Origin of the sequence: Sphingomonas molluscorum, assembly GCF_039522995.1 — a bacterium.
GTDB classification, from domain to species: domain Bacteria; phylum Pseudomonadota; class Alphaproteobacteria; order Sphingomonadales; family Sphingomonadaceae; genus Sphingomonas; species Sphingomonas molluscorum.
The window spans coordinates 129,129-142,945 of record NZ_BAAAEL010000008.1 but is presented as its reverse complement, the minus strand read 5'-3'; the positions used below and the strand labels follow the sequence as shown (position 1 = coordinate 142,945).

Genomic DNA, 13,817 nt, shown 5'->3' with positions numbered 1-13,817 from the left:
TCGTCTCCTCAGCCATAGCGGCCGGTGATGTAATCCTTGGTCCGCTCCTGGCGGGGATTGGTAAAGATCTCGGACGTGACGCCATATTCCACCAGGTTGCCTAGATGGAAAAAGGCGGTGCGCTGCGACACGCGCGCCGCCTGCTGCATGTTGTGGGTGACGATCACGATCGCGTAGCGGCCGCGCAGCGCGTGGATCAGCTCCTCGATCTTGGCGGTCGCGATCGGGTCGAGCGCCGAGCAGGGCTCGTCCATCAGGATCACTTCCGGATCGACCGCGATCGCGCGGGCGATGCAGAGGCGCTGCTGCTGGCCACCCGACAGCGCCGTGCCGCTGTCCGAAAGCCGATCCTTGACCTCGTCCCACAGGCCTGCGCGCCGCAGCGAGCGCTCGACGATCGCCTCCAGATCAGCCCGGCTCGGGGCAAGCCCGTGGATGCGAGGGCCATAGGCCACGTTCTCGAAGATCGACTTGGGGAAGGGGTTCGGCTTCTGGAACACCATGCCGACGCGGGCGCGCAGCTGCACCACGTCCATCGACTTGTCGTAGATGTCCTCGCCATCCAAGCGGATGTCGCCGGTCACGCGCGCGTTGCCGACGGTGTCGTTCATGCGGTTGAGCGTGCGCAGGAACGTCGACTTGCCGCAGCCCGAGGGGCCGATGAACGCGGTCACTCGGTCCATGTCGACTTCGATCGACACGTCCTTGATCGCCTGCTTGTCGCCGTAGAAGACGTTGACGTCGCGCGCCGACATCTTCGGCGCTGCGGTGTCGGATGTGGAGCTATGGTTCACCAGCGGGTCTCGAAACGGTTGCGGAGGTAGATGGCAAAGGCGTTCATCGCGAGGAGGAACGCCAGCAGCACCAGGATTGCCGCCGACGTCTTCTCGATGAAGCCGCGGCTGACCTGGTCGGACCAGAGGAAGATCTGCACCGGCAGCACGGTCGCCGGGGCGCTCAGGCCGTCCGGCGCCTGAACGATGAAGGCGCGCATGCCGATCATCAGCAGCGGCGCGGTTTCGCCGAGCGCGCGCGCCATGCCGATGATCGTGCCGGTCAGAATGCCCGGCAGCGCCAGCGGCAGGACATGGTGGAACACCACCTGCACCGGGCTTGCGCCGACACCCAGCGCCGCGTCGCGGATCGAGGGCGGCACCGCCTTGATGGCGTTGCGCCCGGCGATCACGATGACCGGCATTATCATCAGCGCGAGCGTCAGGCCGCCGACGATCGGCGCCGAGCGCGGCAGGTTGAAGGTGCCGAGGAACAGCGCCAGCCCCAGCAGGCCGAAGATGATCGAGGGCACTGCCGCCAGATTGTTGATCGACACCTCGATCAGGTCGGTCCAGCGGTTCTTGGGCGCATATTCCTCCAGGTAGAGCGCGGAGAGCACGCCCACTGGGAAGGCGATCAGCAGCGTGATCGCCATGGTGAGCAGCGAGCCCTTGAGCGCACCCCAGATGCCGACCGCGGTCGGATCGGTGGAATCGGCTCCCGTCAGGAAGCCCCAGTTGAAGCCGCTTCGGATCGCACCGGCTGTCTTCAGGCGCTGGACCATCTGCTCGGCAGCAGGCTCGCCGGACGCCTTATACGCTTCCTCGATCCCGGGGGCCGCGGGCACGTAGAGCGCCGCGCGGCGCGTCAGCAGGGTCGGGTCGGCCTTGATCGCATCCCGCACCGTCAGCCAAGCGCTTTCGGCGATGACCGGCTGGTCCTCGCCAAAGGCCTTCACCGCGGCGAGGCCGGTCACCCCTTCCAGGCCTGCGCCGGACAGCGCCAGGTCGGCGCCCGCGGTTGCGAGCTGGGCCGGAGCCACTTCCAGCTGCGCTGCCGGGAAGTCGATGGGCAGGGCAACCTGCACCCGCTGGAAGCCGCCGATGCCGGCGGTCAGCATCGACACCAGCAGGAAGGCGAGGAAGCCGGCGGACAGCAACACCGCCAGCAGCCCCATCAGCCGGAAGCGACGCTCGGCAGCGTAGCGGCGACGGATGCGCCGCTGCATCGACTGCGTATTCCAGTCCGTCGGGCGGCGCTCGGCCGGCTCGTGGCCAGCGGCGGGGACGCCCGCGACGAGGGGGCTATTCATAGGCTTCCCGATAGCGCTTCACGACGCGCAGCGCGACGATGTTGAGGAGCAGGGTGACGACGAACAGCGTCAGGCCCAGGGCGAAGGCGGCGAGGGTCTTGGGGCTGTCGAACTCCGCCTCGCCGGTCAGCAGGTCGACGATCTGCTTGGTGACGGTGGTGGTGCTCTCGAACGGGTTGAGCGTGATGGTGGCGGCGCCGGAGGCGGCCATCACCACGATCATGGTCTCGCCGATCGCCCGGCTGACGGCGAGCAGCACGCCGGCGACCACGCCCGGCAGCGCCGCGGGGAGCAGCACGCGGCGGATCGTCTCGGACGTGGTGGCGCCCATCGCCAGGCTGCCGTCGCGCATCGAGCGGGGAACCGCCGCGATCGAGTCGTCGGCCATCGACGATACGAACGGGATGATCATCACCCCCATCACCAGCCCTGCCGAAAGCGCGCTTTCGGAGCTGGCATAGGGCATGCCCAGCATCACCGCGAGATCCCGGATCGCGGGCCCCACCGTCAGGGCTGCGAAATAGCCGTAGACCACGGTCGGAATGCCGGCGAGGATTTCCAGGATCGGCTTCATCCAGCGCCGGGTCGTCGGTCGGGCATACTGGGTGAGGTAGATCGCGCTCATCAGCCCGAACGGGATCGCGACCAGCATCGCGATCACGGCGCCGATGAAGAAGGTACCCCAGAACAGCGGCACCGCACCCAGCGTCTCGCCGGGGTCGCTCGCGCGGATCACCTGCGGGCTCCAGCGCGTGCCGAACAGGAAGTCGGTGATCGGCACGATCGAGAAGAACCGTCCGCTCTCGAACAGCAGCGACAGGAAGATGCCGAGCGTGGTCAGGATCGCGATCAGCGAGGCGCCGAGCAGCAGCAGCATGACCGCGCGCTCGACGCGGGTGCGTGCGCGGAATTCCGGGCGGATCCGCGTGAAGGCAAAGGCCGCACCGGCAAAGGCGAGCAGCAGCGCCACCGCCGTCCCGATCCAGCGATAGCGCGCCTGCGCCGTCGCGAAGACCGGTGCCAGCGGCTCCGAAGCGGGGTTGAACGCGCCATAGGCGGTGCCGTTGGCGAGCGCGCGTGCCTCCGCCAGCACCGCCGCACGCTCGAAACCGTCGGTGGGAAGGGTGGCCGCGGCCGGGCTCGCCAGCACGGCCTCCTGCGCCAGCTGCGGGGCGACCGCGGACCAGACGGCGAGGAACAGCAGCGCGGGGATCGCGACCCACATCGCCATGTACCAGCCGTGCTGGCTGGGCAGCGAGTGGACGCGCCCGGCACCAAGCCGCGCGAAGCTGCCGGCGCGCGCGCGGGCGACGATCCAGCCGATCAGCGCCAGGCCGATCAGCAGGAAGAAAAGGGCAAAGCTGCTCATGGGCGGATCAATGCAACGTCGTGGGATCGAGGGGCGTGCTCTGCGCGACCGTCGCGCGGGAAGCGGACCGGACCGCGTCCGGAGCGGCGATCATGCCGCGCCGGGTGAGCGGACCGTCGGGGTTCCAGGAGTCGGCATAGCGCGTCAGGAAGTCGGCCATGCCGGGGACCGCGCGCAGGTGCGCCTTCTTCACATAGATGAACAAGGGACGCGCGCCGGGATAGCTGCCGTCCGAGATCGTCTGGTAGGTCGGCGTGACGCCGTCGAGCGGCACCCCATGCAGGCGGCTGCGGTTTTCCTCCAGATAGCTGAAGCCGAACACGCCGATCGCATTGGGGTTGGTCGAGAGGTTCTGCACGATCAGATTGTCGTTCTCGCCCTTGTCGACGTACGCGGCGTCGTCGCGAATGCGCGTGCAGACGTCTTCGTAGCGTTCCTTGTTGCTTTCCTTGAGCGCCTTCGCCTCGGGCAGACCGGCCTCGCAGGCGGGAACCATCACCAGCTCGACCAGGGCATCGCGCGTGCCGCTGGTGGAGGGCGGGCCGAACACCTGGATCGGCAGGTGCGGCAGCGACGGGTTCACGTCGCTCCAGAAGCGGGCCTTCTGCGGCTTGCCCAGCGGATTGGCGGCGAGCGCCAGATACACGTCGCGGTCGTTGAGCTGGAGCTTGGGGCCGTTGTTCGCCTCTGCCAGCACCACCCCGTCGACGCCGACCTGGACCTCCATCACCTCTTTCACGCCATTGGCGATGCAGCCCTGCATCTCCGACTTCTTGATGCGGCGCGAGGCGTTGAGGATGTCGGGATGCTGCGGGCCGACGCCCGCGCAGAACAGCTTCACGCCGGCCCCGGTGCCCGTCGACTCGATCACCGGTGCGCGCAGCGCGGGATTGGCGTTGATCATCGCCTCGGCAACGGCAGTGGTGAACGGGAATACGGTCGAGGAGCCGACCACCCGTATCTGGTCGCGCGAAACGTTGCGATCGCACGCCGCGAGCGCGAGCAGCGCAGCGGTGGCAATCGCGATACGGCGGATCATCGTCGTCATCTCCACAGCGGGCGAGGGACTCGGCCGTCCGTTGCTGCCGCCCTTCCGTACGTTGGTTGCGCTTTTATGACACTGCGCCGTCATCCGCCCTCGGCAAAATCACGGTGACCGTCGTTCCGACGCCCACTGTGCTTTCGATGTCGAGCCGCCCGCGATGCCGCTCGACGATGTGGCGCACGATGGAAAGGCCAAGTCCAGTGCCGCCGACGGAACGGCTTCGGCCCGCATCGACGCGGTAGAAGCGTTCCGTCAGGCGGGGCAGGTGCTTGGCGGGGATGCCTTCGCCTTGGTCCATCACGCGCAGCCGGACCATGTCCTCCATCGACTCCAGCTCCACGCGCACCGGCGTACCCGGGCGCCCATATGCCATGGCATTGCCGACGAGGTTGTGGATCAGCTGCGACAGCTGGGCGCGGTCGCCCTTCACCGCCGGCACCTCCGCCACCTCCAGCACCAGGTCGGCACCCCGGCCGCCGTGCAGGTCCACCAGCGCGCCGCGAACCTCCCGTACCAGCCCGTCGAGTGCGACCGTCGTATCCGGCGCACGGAACTTGCCCGCCTCGATCCGCGACAGCGAGATCAGTTCGTCGATCAGCCGCTGCATGCGCCGGGTTTCGTCGAGCATGATGCCGAGGAAGCGGTTGCGCAGCTGCGGGTCCTCGCCCGCTTCCTCACGCAGCGTCTCGGCAAAGCCGCGCAGCGAGGCGAGGGGGGTGCGCAGTTCGTGGCTGGCGTTCGCCACGAAATCGACGCGCATCCGCTCGGCGGCATAAAGCTGGGTTTCGTCGACGAGTTGCACCAGGCGCCGCTCGTCGCCCAAGGGCCGCACCCGCATCTCCCAGCGCTGCTCGCGCGTGCCGATGCCGACCAGGTGCGTGGTGCTGCCGGCGTCTTCCGCCGGGTCCGCGATCAGCCGCTCGGCAGCAGCAGGGTGGCGGATCGCGATGCGGACGTCCTGCCCGACGATATGGGCGCCCAGCAGCGTGCGTGCCGCCTCGTTCGCACAAGCCACGCGCGTGCCCGCCGTCACCAGCACCGGGCCCGCCAGCGCGTCGATCAGCGCCTGGACGCTCGGTTGCTCTGGGCGCGGGCGGGTGGGAGGCCGCGGCACGCTTTCGGGCGCCTCGCCCGATGCCGCGATCAGGACGGCGGCGAGCCCTGCGACCGCGGCTACGACGACCGCATTGATGTCGGCGCCCAGCAGGAAACCGGCCGCGGCACCGCCAATCGCGACCCCCGCGGCGACGAGCGTGCGAATCCCTGAACCGATGGCCATGGGCGCCCTATAGGCCAGCCGGAGGCCAGCGGAAACGTCCCGCCGCGATACGGCGTATCCCGAGGCGACCCCGTGCTTGGGGATTGCGCATTCGCCTCGCTTCCAACACACAGGCCCTCGTGAGCGACGAGCAGACACCCGAGGGCCATGGCGCCCGCTCCGGCATGGGCCGACGCACGCTGCTGCTGGGGGCGGCAGGCGCCTCTGCGGTGGTGTCGATCCGCCCGGCGCTGGCGAACACCGCCGCGTCAGTGTCGCTGTGCGAGATCCCGGTGCCCGATCCCGGCCGCGCGGGCAGCTATGTCGCACCCAACGGCGACCTGGTGCCGCCGGGCACCCGCGGTGCCTATCCGGCCGCCCGCCGGCCGTTCAAGGCGGCGGACGTGAAGCGCGCGCTCAACAACGGCATCAACCTGCCGGGCACCACGACCGACCAGTCGCGCGCCTACACCAACTACATCCGCCGCCTGCAGTCGGGAACGAGCGGGTTCACCTGCTTCGCTTCCCTGCAGATGCCGCGCGGCTGAACGGCCCCGCGGCGTCCACCCGCATGGAGGCGGAGGCAGGCGACGGCCCGGTGCGGTTCCGCGCGCCCCCGGCGGGCGTGCTGCGCATCGTGCCGCTCGACGAACTCACGGCGATCTATCATCGCGCTTCCGGCCAGACCCATCTGGTCGCGTCTCCCGTGCCGGAGATCCTGGCCGCCCTGGCCCAAGCACCCGCCTCGATCGAGGATCTGCTCGTCCGGCTGGCGGCGCGCTACGACCTTGCCGATCCGGACGCGGAGGCTTTGGGCGCTCGCGTCGCCGAACTGGTCGGCCTCGGCTTGGTGCAGCGCGGGTGAGGCACGCCTTCCAGCTGCGGATCGGCCCAGTCGGCTTTCGGGTCGGTGCCGACTGGCGCGAACCCATCGAGACGCTGGCCGCGCTGTACGACGGTCATCCCAAGCCGCACGACGGCATACCCGATTTCTCCGTTCGCCTGTTCGCCGCGCGCCGCTGGCGGCGGTGGGTGCGGCCCTCGATCACGATCGGCGGTGACTATGTCCTGCCCGACGCCGCGCCCTTGCCGCTGCCGCTCGGGCTGCTCGCGGCGGAAATGGGCATGAACCTGCAGATGGCGCTCGGCCAGCGCCGCTACCTCCTGCTGCATGCCGCGACAGTCGAGCGCGACGGTCGGGCGCTGCTGATGACCGGCGTCTCGGGCGCGGGCAAGTCGACGCTGGCGGCGCTGCTGATGGCGCGCGGCTGGCGGCTGATGGGCGACGAGTTCGCGCTGCTCGATCCCGCCACCGGGCTGGTGCACGGCTTCCCGAGGCTGGTGAGCCTCAAGAACCAGGCGATCGGTGTCGTCGAACAGGCGCTGCCGGCGGGCAGGTTCGGCCCGCTCCAGCCGGACACCCCCAAGGGCGACATCCGCCACCTGAAGCCGGATGCCGCATCGGTCGCGGCGATGGACGTGCCCGCACAACCGGTGGCGATCCTCTTTCCAAGCTTCGGCCATGCGCCCGACGTGCGGCCGGTGGCGCCTGCCGAGACCTTCGTGCGGCTGACCCAGGCGTCGACCAACTATGTCGCGCTCGGAGAGCGGGGCTTCAACGCGCTCGCCCGTCTCGTCGCAACGGTGCCCGTGCAGGCCATCGACTATCCGAACACCGAGACTGCCCTGGCCATGGTGGAGCGGTTGTGGGAAGAGGCCGCGTGAGCGGCGCCACGCTGGTCCGGGCCCTCCGCGATCCCGCCACGACCCGCGAGCTGGACGCCGCCGGCTGGACCGGCCTCATCGCCGCGGCGCGCGCGGAACAGATCCTCGGCACGCTCGCCCACCGGCTGCATGGGCTTCCCATGCCGGCTACCGTCGAGCGGATCCTGGCGGACGCCCGCGCCACAGCCGAGCAAGGCCGCACGCTTGCGCTGTGGGAGGCGGAGATGGCGGCACAGGCGCTGCTGCCGCTCGGCATCCCCGTCGTGCTGTTGAAGGGGACCGCCTATGTGGCCGCCGGCCTTTCGGCGGGGCAGGGGCGGAGTATCGGCGACCTCGATATCCTGGTGCCCCGCGACGCGCTCGCTGCGGTCGAGGCGGCGCTGCTGGTGGCCGGCTGGGAGTGGGTGAAGCCCGACGCCTATGATGACGCCTATTACCGGCGCTGGATGCACGAGCTGCCGCCGCTGATCCACCGCGAGCGCGACCGGATGATCGACGTGCATCACACGATCCTCCCCCTGACGGCGCGCCGAACCCCCGACGCAGACGCGTTGCTGGCAGGCAGCGTGCCGCTCGCAAACGGCCTGAGCGTGCTGTCGGCCGAAGACATGGTCTGCCACGCCGTCGCGCACCTGTTCGCCGACGGCGATCTTGCCGGCGGGGTTCGGAACCTCTGGGATATTCACTGCCTGCTCGACGCCTTCGAAGCGCCCGAGGCGCTGGCGCGGCTGCGCGCGCGCGCATCGCTGCACCAGATCGCGACGCATCTGGAACGGGCATTGCGCTTGCGGGAGGCGCTGTACGGGGAAGGGGCGCGACTGAGCGCGACCGATCGCCTCTACGTTCGCCGCCTGCTCGCGCGCGACGGGTGGGGGCGACCGACCGCCAGGGCGACGCGCACCGCCTTCTACCTTCGCTCGCACCTGCTGCGCATGCCGCCGGGGATGCTCGCCCGCCACCTGTGGACCAAGTGGCGCAAGGGACATCGGGTCACGCCCTGACCATCATTCCGTGACGATCACCGGCTCGTGCTTGATCGGGAACCGGACCGAACGCGCGAGGAAGCATAGCCGAGCGGCTTCCTCGTGCAGCGCGCGGGCATGCTGGACATTGGCGTCCGCGCCAATGGTGACTTCCGGCCGCAGCGTCACCTGCGCGAACTGCCCGGAGCCATCGGCATTCTCCGCCATCACGCCGGTCGCCGCATCGCGATAGGCGAGCACGCGAATGCCCGCGCTTGCGCAGAGGTGGAGGTACCACAGCTGGTGACACGCGGCGAGCGCGCCGACCAGCATCTCCTCGGGATTCCAGCGACCCGGATCGCCGCGGAAATCGGGATCGGACGATCCCGCGATGTCGGGCTTGCCGGGCGTGGTCAGCAGGTGATCCCGGCTATAGTCGGCATAGCTCCCGGTGCCCGACCCGGTGTTGCCGGTCCATTCGACCGCCACGGCGTAGCGATGCTCCCGGCTGGCCACCTATCGCCTCAGTGATAGCGATCGGCGGTGCGGTCGCGCGAACTGTTGGGAGCGATCTTCGCCTCCGCAGCCATATAGGCTTCCCAGTCGCGAATGTCGGGCAGGGAGGGGATGCACACCGGCTCTTCCATCTCCAGCGCGCGCAGCGACGCGACCACCAGGTCGTCCGCCTGCATCACGCGCTCCGGCGGGAAGTTCTCGATCGCATTGCCCGCCACCGCGTGGAACTCGGTCGCGATCACGCCGGGGATCAGCAGCTGCACCCGGACACCGCTGTCGGCCAGGTCCAGCTGCATGGTGCGGGTGAAATAGGCGACGAACGCCTTGGTCGCGCCATAGCCGGCGTTGCCGGCGAACTGCATGAACAGCGTGCCCGAGCCGACGTTGATGATGGTGCCGCGGCCCTCCGCCCGCATCCGCGCCGCCGCCGCGTTGGCGAGCCGCGCGAAGGCAAGCACGTTCACCTGGATCATCGACTCCAGGGCGGCAGCATCGAGGCCCCCGACCGCGCCCCGCGCGGCGAAGCCGGCGTTGTTGACGAACAGGTCGATCGGATCGCCTTCCGCCAGCCGTGCTTCGACTGCGGCGACGCCTTCCGGCGTCTCCAGGTCGGCAGGCAGCACCTCGACCACGATGTCGTGCGCCTTGCAGAGTTCCTCCGCGAGCGCCTCCAGCCGATCGGCGCGGCGGGCGACCAGCACCAGGTCGTGGCCGGTGCGGGCGAGGTGGGTGGCGAAGCTCTTGCCGATGCCGGCGGAGGCGCCGGTGACCAGGGCGGCGGGGCGGGTGGAATTGCTCATGGGCGGCTCAACGCGCAACCGTGCCCAGCCGCTCCAGCACCGGCAGCAATTCGTCGTACCCGTCGATCACCGCGTCCGCCTCCAGCTCCTCGACCGGCTGCATCAGGAAGCCGAAGCTGCATGCGACGGAGGGGATGCCGGCGTTGCGTGCGGCGCCCGTGTCGTAGATCGAATCCCCGACGAACGCGGCGCGCCCGCCGCCGCAGCGCCGGATCATCTCGTCGATCGGCGCGCGGTGCGGCTTGCCGAAGCCCATGCCCATGGTGTCGCCCCCGATCAGGCAGGCGAAGCGATCGCGAATGCCGAGTTCGCGCAGCAGCTGTTCCGCGAGCGTCTCCAGCTTGTTGGTGACGACCGCCACCTTGACGCCGCGCGCCTCCAGCACGTCGATCGCCTCCATCGCGCCCGGAAAAGGCGCGCTCTCTACCGCGATATGGCTCTCATAATGGTCGAGCAGCAGGCGGTAGAGCCGGTCGAGTTCCATTTCGGAACAGCCGCCGGTGCTCGCCATCCCCTGCATCAACATATGTCGCGCGCCGCCGCCGATCATGGTGCGCACCGCGTCGCGCGCCAGCAGGGGGCGGCCGGCGTCGGCAAGCGCATGGTTGAGCGCATTGGCAAGATCGCCGCTGGTGTCCACCAGCGTGCCGTCTAGGTCGAAGCCGACGATGTCGAAAGGGAAAGCCGTCATGACTGGGCTCATGCGGGCAAGGCACTGGCAAAGGCAAGATCGGCGTGGCAGGGCGCAGATGCCTCGGAGACGTTCATGACCCCTCGACCCATCGCCGCGATCATCCTTGCCGCCGGCAAGGGTACCCGCATGCAGTCCGACCTGCACAAGGTGCTCCACCCCGTTGCCGGCCGCCCCATGCTGCTGCACCTCGTCGACAGCGTCGCCGCGCTGGCGCCGGATCGCACCGTCGTGGTAGTGGGCGCCGGCCGCCAGCAGGTCGAGGCCGCCGTCGCTCCGCTCGGCATCGCCACCGCGCACCAGGCGCAACAGCTCGGCACCGGCCACGCGGTCGCCCAGGCGGAGGCTGCGCTCGACGGCTTCGATGGCGACGTGATGGTCCTCTACGGCGACGTACCGCTGGTCTCGACCGCTACCATGCGGCGGATGCTGGACCGGCTGCACGGGGAAGACGCGCCCGCGACGGTCGTGCTCGGCTTCCGTCCCGCAGATCCGGGCGCCTACGGCCGGATCCTCGCCGAGGGCGACCGCATCGTGAAGATGGTCGAGTTCAAGGACGCGACGGCCGAGGAGCGCGCGCAGACCCTGTGCAATTCGGGCCTGATGGCGGTGCGCTCGTCGGATCTATTCGCGCTGCTCGCGCGCGTGGGCAACGACAATGCCGCCGGCGAATATTACCTGCCCGATGTCGTCATGCTGGCCGCTGCCGACGGGCGTCCCTCGGCCGTGATCGAGACCGATGCGGCAGAGGTGGCAGGCGTCAACAGTCGCGCCGAGCTCGCCGGGATCGAGGCTGCGTGGCAGGCGACGCGCCGTGCGCGCGCGATGGCGGAGGGGGCAACGCTGGCCGCGCCGGAAACCGTCTGGTTCGCGCACGACACGCAGATCGGCCGAGACGTCGTGATCGAGCCGAATGTCGTGTTCGGCCCCGGCGTCCGCATCGCCGACGGGGTGACGATCCGAGCGTTCAGCCATCTGGAGGGCGCGACCGTCGGTGAGGGCGCCGAGATCGGCCCCTATGCGCGGCTGCGGCCCGGTGCGGTCCTGGAGCCGGAGGCGAAGGTCGGCAACTTTGTCGAAATGAAGAATGCGGTGCTCGGCCGCGGTGCCAAGGCCAATCACCTGACCTATCTGGGCGATGCGGAGGTCGGCGCGGGCGCGAACATCGGTGCGGGCACGATCACCTGCAACTACAACGGCTTTCTCAAGAACCGCACGCGGATCGGGGAGGGGGCGTTCGTCGGCTCCAACAGCGCGCTGGTGGCGCCGGTCACGATCGGTGCCGGGGCAATCGTAGCGGCGGGGTCGGTCATCACCCGCGACGTGGAGCCGGATGCGCTGGCGGTGGCGCGGGGAAGCCAGCAGGTGCGGTCCGGCTGGGCCGCACGGTTCCGAGAAAAGATGGCGGCACTGAAGGCCGCGGGGAAGCGATAGCATGTGCGGAATTGTGGGTATCATCGGCGGCGGCGACGTCGTGGACAGCCTGGTCGACGGGCTGCGGCGGCTCGAGTATCGCGGCTATGACTCGGCCGGGGTCTGCACCGTCCACGACGGCGGGCTCGATCGCCGTCGCGCCGAGGGCAAGCTCGCCAACCTGATCCGCGAAGTGCGCGACGCGCCGCTCCCCGGCGCCACCGGCATCGCCCATACCCGCTGGGCGACCCATGGCGCGCCGACCACGGCCAATGCGCATCCCCATGCCACCGACGAGGTGGCGCTGGTCCACAACGGCATCATCGAAAATTTCAAGCCGCTTCGCGATGCGCTGATCGCCCGCGGGCGCGAGTTCCACAGCCAGACCGACAGTGAGGTCGTCGCCCATCTGGTGAGCGAGCGGATCGAGGCCGGCGATAGCCCGCAGGACGCGGTCAAGGCGGTGCTGCCCCAGCTCCACGGCGCCTTTGCCCTCGCGATCCTGTTCCGGCAGTTCCCGGACCTGCTGATCGGCGCCCGCCTCGGGTCGCCGCTGGTGGTCGGTTATGGCGACGGCGAGACCTATCTCGGCTCGGACGCGCTCGCGCTGGCCCCGCTCACCCAGCGCATCTCCTATCTGGAAGAGGGCGACTGGGTGGTCCTGACCCGCGAGGGCGCGCAGGTTTACGACAAGGACAACAACCCGGTGGAGCGGCCGATCACGATCAGCGGCGTCACCGGCGCGCTGATCGACAAGGGCAACCATCGCCACTTCATGCTCAAGGAAATCTACGAGCAGCCGGTGGTCGTCGCCCAGACGCTGCGGTCGTACCTCCGCCCGGTCGAGGAAAAGGTCGCGCTGCCGGACATGGACTTTGACCTGTCCAGCGTCGAGCGGGTCGCGATCGTCGCCTGCGGCACCGCCTCCTACGTCGGCATGATCGGCAAATACTGGATCGAGAAGTTCGCGCGCCTGCCCGTCGAGGTCGATGTGGCGTCCGAATTTCGCTACCGCGATCCGGTCTTGCTGCCGAACACGCTGGGCGTAGTCGTCTCCCAGTCCGGCGAGACCGCAGACACGCTGGCGGCGCTGCGCCACATGAAGGCGAACGGCGTCACCACCGCGGGCATCATCAACGTGCCGACGAGTTCCATGGCGCGCGAGGTCGACCTGCTGCTGTCGACCCACGCCGGGCCAGAGATCGGCGTCGCCTCCACCAAGGCATTTACCTGCCAGCTCTCGGTGATGGCGGCGCTCGCGGTCAACCTCGCCTGTGCCAAGGGCAAGCTGACGCCGGAGGAAGAGCGGGAGATCGTCCGCCATCTGGTCGAGGCGCCCGCGGCGATTAATGCCGCGCTCGGCCACGACTCCGAGATCCAGCGGATGGCAGGCACCATCGCGGGAGCACGCGACGTCCTCTACCTCGGTCGCGGGCCGGATTATCCGCTCGCCCTGGAAGGCGCGCTCAAGCTCAAGGAAATCAGCTACATCCACGCCGAAGGCTATGCCTCCGGCGAGATGAAGCATGGCCCGATCGCGCTGATCGACGAGCATGTGCCGCTGATCGTGCTCGCGCCGTCGGGACCGCTGTTCGAGAAGACGGTGTCCAACATGCAGGAGGCCCAGGCCCGCGGTGCCCAAGTGGTGCTGATCTCGGACGCGGACGGTCTGGCGCTGGCCGGCGAGGATGCGGTCGCGACCATCGAGATGCCGAAGGTCCATCCGCTGATCGCACCGCTCGTCTACTCGGTGCCCGTCCAGCTGCTCGCCTATCACGTCGCAGTCGCGAGGGGGACGGACGTCGACCAGCCGCGCAACCTCGCCAAGTCCGTCACCGTCGAATAGCTTTGAGGCGGCCGCCGCAGAAAAAAACCAATCCGGCGCGACGTTTACCTCGCTGTAACGCGCCGCCCGTTAAGCTTCCGTCCATTTGGTGAGGGAGTCGGGCCGC

14 protein-coding genes are annotated in these 13,817 nt (G+C 69.3%); 6 read left to right on the top strand and 8 right to left on the bottom strand.

Annotated elements, in window-relative coordinates; all coding sequences use genetic code 11:
• Positions 1 to 8 precede the first annotated feature (8 nt).
• From pstB to ABDZ92_RS09960, 5 genes are all read right to left on the bottom strand, one after another.
• Positions 9 to 755 (bottom strand): phosphate ABC transporter ATP-binding protein PstB, encoded by a 747-nt coding sequence (gene pstB, locus ABDZ92_RS09980; protein ID WP_239435476.1) that lies wholly within the window; start codon positions 753 to 755, stop codon positions 9 to 11.
• Positions 756 to 790: 35 nt separating this feature from the next.
• On the bottom strand, positions 791 to 2,086 hold the full coding sequence (gene pstA, locus ABDZ92_RS09975; RefSeq protein WP_272695624.1) for a phosphate ABC transporter permease PstA: 1,296 nt from the start codon (positions 2,084 to 2,086) through the stop codon (positions 791 to 793).
• Positions 2,079 to 3,455, bottom strand: a complete 1,377-nt coding sequence (gene pstC, locus ABDZ92_RS09970) for a phosphate ABC transporter permease subunit PstC (RefSeq protein ID WP_125960581.1) — start codon at positions 3,453 to 3,455, stop codon at positions 2,079 to 2,081. The genes pstA and pstC overlap by 8 nt, the downstream gene beginning before the upstream one ends.
• 7 nt (positions 3,456 to 3,462) lie before the next feature.
• Positions 3,463 to 4,494: a substrate-binding domain-containing protein gene (locus ABDZ92_RS09965; RefSeq protein ID WP_125960580.1), complete on the bottom strand. Its 1,032-nt coding sequence runs from the start codon at positions 4,492 to 4,494 to the stop codon at positions 3,463 to 3,465.
• A 73-nt stretch (positions 4,495 to 4,567) separates the two neighbouring features.
• Positions 4,568 to 5,779, bottom strand: coding sequence for an ATP-binding protein (locus tag ABDZ92_RS09960; RefSeq protein WP_125960579.1), 1,212 nt, complete (start codon positions 5,777 to 5,779; stop codon positions 4,568 to 4,570).
• Positions 5,780 to 5,943: 164 nt separating this feature from the next.
• On the opposite strand from ABDZ92_RS09960, the gene ABDZ92_RS09955 reads away from it, so the two are divergent.
• Genes ABDZ92_RS09955 through ABDZ92_RS09940 form a run of 4 tightly spaced genes read left to right on the top strand, consistent with a single transcriptional unit; the run spans position 5,944 to position 8,484 of the window.
• On the top strand, positions 5,944 to 6,306 hold the full coding sequence (locus tag ABDZ92_RS09955) for a hypothetical protein (protein WP_125960638.1): 363 nt from the start codon (positions 5,944 to 5,946) through the stop codon (positions 6,304 to 6,306).
• A 23-nt stretch (positions 6,307 to 6,329) separates the two neighbouring features.
• The gene (locus ABDZ92_RS09950) at positions 6,330 to 6,623 is read left to right on the top strand and encodes an HPr-rel-A system PqqD family peptide chaperone (RefSeq protein ID WP_125960578.1); all 294 of its coding nucleotides are present in this window, start codon (positions 6,330 to 6,332) and stop codon (positions 6,621 to 6,623) included.
• Positions 6,620 to 7,483 (top strand): HprK-related kinase A, encoded by an 864-nt coding sequence (locus ABDZ92_RS09945; protein WP_125960577.1) that lies wholly within the window; start codon positions 6,620 to 6,622, stop codon positions 7,481 to 7,483. Before ABDZ92_RS09950 ends, ABDZ92_RS09945 begins: the two co-directional genes overlap by 4 nt.
• Positions 7,480 to 8,484 (top strand): nucleotidyltransferase domain-containing protein, encoded by a 1,005-nt coding sequence (locus tag ABDZ92_RS09940; RefSeq protein ID WP_125960576.1) that lies wholly within the window; start codon positions 7,480 to 7,482, stop codon positions 8,482 to 8,484. Before ABDZ92_RS09945 ends, ABDZ92_RS09940 begins: the two co-directional genes overlap by 4 nt.
• 3 nt (positions 8,485 to 8,487) lie before the next feature.
• Here ABDZ92_RS09940 and ABDZ92_RS09935 read toward each other — a convergent pair whose 3' ends face one another.
• From ABDZ92_RS09935 to ABDZ92_RS09925, 3 genes are read right to left on the bottom strand one after another with little or no spacing between them, the layout of a single operon-like run.
• Complete coding sequence (locus ABDZ92_RS09935) at positions 8,488 to 8,961, bottom strand: OsmC family protein (protein ID WP_125960575.1); 474 nt, start codon at positions 8,959 to 8,961, stop codon at positions 8,488 to 8,490.
• An 8-nt stretch (positions 8,962 to 8,969) separates the two neighbouring features.
• On the bottom strand, positions 8,970 to 9,761 hold the full coding sequence (locus ABDZ92_RS09930; protein WP_125960574.1) for an SDR family NAD(P)-dependent oxidoreductase: 792 nt from the start codon (positions 9,759 to 9,761) through the stop codon (positions 8,970 to 8,972).
• A 7-nt stretch (positions 9,762 to 9,768) separates the two neighbouring features.
• Positions 9,769 to 10,452, bottom strand: coding sequence for an HAD-IA family hydrolase (locus tag ABDZ92_RS09925; RefSeq protein ID WP_125960573.1), 684 nt, complete (start codon positions 10,450 to 10,452; stop codon positions 9,769 to 9,771).
• A gap of 75 nt (positions 10,453 to 10,527) precedes the next feature.
• Between ABDZ92_RS09925 and glmU the strand changes: the two genes are divergently transcribed.
• Both glmU and glmS read left to right on the top strand, forming a co-directional pair.
• Positions 10,528 to 11,886 (top strand): bifunctional UDP-N-acetylglucosamine diphosphorylase/glucosamine-1-phosphate N-acetyltransferase GlmU, encoded by a 1,359-nt coding sequence (gene glmU / locus ABDZ92_RS09920; RefSeq protein ID WP_125960572.1) that lies wholly within the window; start codon positions 10,528 to 10,530, stop codon positions 11,884 to 11,886.
• Between the two features lies 1 nt (position 11,887).
• Positions 11,888 to 13,711 (top strand): glutamine--fructose-6-phosphate transaminase (isomerizing), encoded by a 1,824-nt coding sequence (glmS, locus tag ABDZ92_RS09915; RefSeq protein ID WP_125960571.1) that lies wholly within the window; start codon positions 11,888 to 11,890, stop codon positions 13,709 to 13,711.
• Positions 13,712 to 13,817 lie beyond the last annotated feature (106 nt).

Coding starts and splice junctions, on each gene's coding strand:
- ABDZ92_RS09965 (WP_125960580.1), bottom strand. CDS start 4,494: ATGATCCGCCGTATCGCGATTGCCACCGCTGCGCTGCTCGCGCTCGCG.
- pstA (WP_272695624.1), bottom strand. CDS start 2,086: ATGAATAGCCCCCTCGTCGCGGGCGTCCCCGCCGCTGGCCACGAGCCG.
- ABDZ92_RS09930 (WP_125960574.1), bottom strand. CDS start 9,761: ATGAGCAATTCCACCCGCCCCGCCGCCCTGGTCACCGGCGCCTCCGCC.
- ABDZ92_RS09925 (WP_125960573.1), bottom strand. CDS start 10,452: ATGACGGCTTTCCCTTTCGACATCGTCGGCTTCGACCTAGACGGCACG.
- pstB (WP_239435476.1), bottom strand. CDS start 755: ATGTCGGCGCGCGACGTCAACGTCTTCTACGGCGACAAGCAGGCGATC.
- ABDZ92_RS09950 (WP_125960578.1), top strand. CDS start 6,330: ATGGAGGCGGAGGCAGGCGACGGCCCGGTGCGGTTCCGCGCGCCCCCG.
- glmU (WP_125960572.1), top strand. CDS start 10,528: ATGACCCCTCGACCCATCGCCGCGATCATCCTTGCCGCCGGCAAGGGT.
- glmS (WP_125960571.1), top strand. CDS start 11,888: ATGTGCGGAATTGTGGGTATCATCGGCGGCGGCGACGTCGTGGACAGC.
- pstC (WP_125960581.1), bottom strand. CDS start 3,455: ATGAGCAGCTTTGCCCTTTTCTTCCTGCTGATCGGCCTGGCGCTGATC.
- ABDZ92_RS09960 (WP_125960579.1), bottom strand. CDS start 5,779: ATGGCCATCGGTTCAGGGATTCGCACGCTCGTCGCCGCGGGGGTCGCG.
- ABDZ92_RS09955 (WP_125960638.1), top strand. CDS start 5,944: ATGGGCCGACGCACGCTGCTGCTGGGGGCGGCAGGCGCCTCTGCGGTG.